The 2308-nt window shown below is 59.1% G+C and carries 1 protein-coding gene and 2 pseudogenes; all 3 read left to right on the forward strand.

Features of this window, described 5'->3' with window-relative positions; translation table 11 throughout:
- Positions 1 to 1347: pseudogene (gene ccoN, locus K288_RS49105) on the forward strand (cytochrome-c oxidase, cbb3-type subunit I); the annotation flags it as partial.
- Positions 1348 to 1358: 11 nt separating this feature from the next.
- Positions 1359 to 2094 (forward strand): annotated as a pseudogene (ccoO, locus tag K288_RS49110) (cytochrome-c oxidase, cbb3-type subunit II).
- A 9-nt stretch (positions 2095 to 2103) separates the two neighbouring features.
- Positions 2104 to 2268: a cbb3-type cytochrome c oxidase subunit 3 gene (locus K288_RS0143180; protein ID WP_027584847.1), complete on the forward strand. Its 165-nt coding sequence runs from the start codon at positions 2104 to 2106 to the stop codon at positions 2266 to 2268.
- Positions 2269 to 2308 lie beyond the last annotated feature (40 nt).

Here is a 2308-nt window from a genome sequence, read left to right on the forward strand (position 1 = left end):
GGTCGGCCTTGTGATCGCTTCGCAGCTTGCCTGGCCTGCACTCAATCTTGATCTGCCCTGGATGAGCTTTGGCCGCTTGCGGCCGCTGCACACCTCCTCCGCGATCTTCGCGTTCGGCGGCAACGTGCTGATCGCGTCCTCGTTTTACGTGGTGCAGAAGACCTGCCGCACGCGACTGGCCGGCGATCTCGCGCCCTGGTTCGTGGTGCTCGGCTGACAATTTCTTCATTCTCATCGCCGGCACGGGTTATCTGCGCGGGATCACGTAGAGCAAGGAGTATGCGGAGCCCGAATGGTACTGCGATCTCTGGCTGGCCATCGTCTGGGTGACGTATTTCCTGGTTTTTCTGTTAACGATCATCAAGCGCAAGGAGCCGCACATCTTCGTCGCCAACTGGTTCTATCTCGCTTTCATCGCCACAATCGCAGTGTTGCATCTCGGCAATAATCCCGCGCTGCCAGTGTCGGTGTTCGGCTCCAAATCGTACATCGTCTGGGGCGGCGTGCAGGACGCGATGTTTCAGTGGTGGTACGGCCATAACGCGGTCGGCTTCTTCCTCACCGCCAGGCTTCCTGGCGATCATGTACTATTTCATTCCAAAGCGCGCTGAGCGGCCGATCTATTCGTACCGACTGTCGATCATTCATTTTTGGGCGCTGATCTTTCTCTACATCTGGGCCGACCCGCATCATCTGCACTACACGGCGCTGCCGGACTGTGCGCAGACGCTTGGCATGACTTTCTCGATTATGCTCTGGATGCCTTCATGGGGCGGCATGATCAACGGCCTGATGACGCTCTCGGGTGCCTGGGACAAGCTTCGCACGGACCCCGTCCTGCGCATGCTGGTGGTATCGGTCGCCTTCTACAGCATGTCGACCTTCGAAGGCCCGATAATGTCGGCCAAGGTGGTCAACTCGCTCAGCCACTACACCGACTGGACCATCGGTCACGTCCACTCCGGTGCGTTGGGCTGGGTCGGCTTCGTCTCGTTCGGCGCGCTGTATTGCCTCGTGCCCTGGATCTGGAATCGCAAGGGCCTGTACAGCCTCAAGCTCGTCAACTGGCACTTCTGGATCGCGACGCTGGGCATCGTGCTCTACATCTCCGCGATGTGGGTGTCCGGAATCCTGCAGGGGTTGATGTGGCGGTCCTACACCTCGCTCGGCTTCCTCGAATATTCCTTCATCGAGAGCGTAGAAGCGATGCATCCCTTCTACATCATTCGTGCCGCCGGCGGCGCGCTGTTCCTGGTCGGCTCGTTGATCATGGCATACAATCTCTGGATGACCGTGCGGGTGGGCGAGGCCGAGGCGCCGGTCGCTGCTCTTCAGCCGGCGGAATGAGGAGCTCGTCAATGTCTTTCTGGGCGCGACATCAGATTTTCGAGAAGAACTCGATCATCCTGATCGGGGGCATTCTCGCGGTGATCGCGAACGGCGGACTGGTTGAGATCACTCCCTTGTTCTATCTGAAGAGCACCATTGAGGTGATCGATGGGATGCGACCCCTATACGCCGCTCGAGCTTACGGGTCGCAACATCTACGTGCGTGAGGGCTGTTACCTCTGCCATTCGCAGATGGTCCGCCCGTTACGTGACGAGGTGGAGCGCTACGGCCACTTCTCGCTCGCGGCCGAGAGCATGTACGACCATCCGTTCCAGTGGGGATCGAAGCGAACCGGGCCTGACCTGGCGCGCGTCGGTGCAAAATATTCCGACGACTGGCACGTGCGGCATCTCACCGATCCCCGCTCGATCGTCCCGCAATCGGTGATGCCGCGATATGCGTTCCTAGCCAAAACCGAAATCGATACCATTACGACCGCTGATAACCTGCGCACGCTCCGCGCTGTGGGCGTGCCCTACACCGATGAGCAGATCGCCAACGCGATTGCCGACTTGAAGGCGCAAGCCGACCCGGACAGCCCGGGCGCTGAGGCATTTGCCGCGCGCTATGCCAAGGCGAATGCGCGCAATTTCGACGGCAATGGGGGCGCACCGACGGAGATGGACGCACTGATTGCTTACTTGCAGATACTCGGCACTCTTGTCGACTTCAAGCTCTACAACGAAAAAGCCAACCTGCGTTGAGGTTAGCCGATGAAAGCCATCATCACCATCCAGAACGTTGCGTCCGAGCTCGTGACAACGTTCTGGACCCCGATCTTCGTCGCGATCTTCGTTCTTATCGTGACCTACGCTCTTTGGCCCCGCAATAAGGTTGAGTTTGATGAGGCGGCCCGCATGCCGCTGCGGCGGGATTGAACTATGACCGATCACAACAAAGTGGACAACGTCCCTGGAA

This window comes from Bradyrhizobium sp. Ai1a-2 (assembly GCF_000426245.1).
In the GTDB taxonomy this organism is placed as follows: domain Bacteria; phylum Pseudomonadota; class Alphaproteobacteria; order Rhizobiales; family Xanthobacteraceae; genus Bradyrhizobium.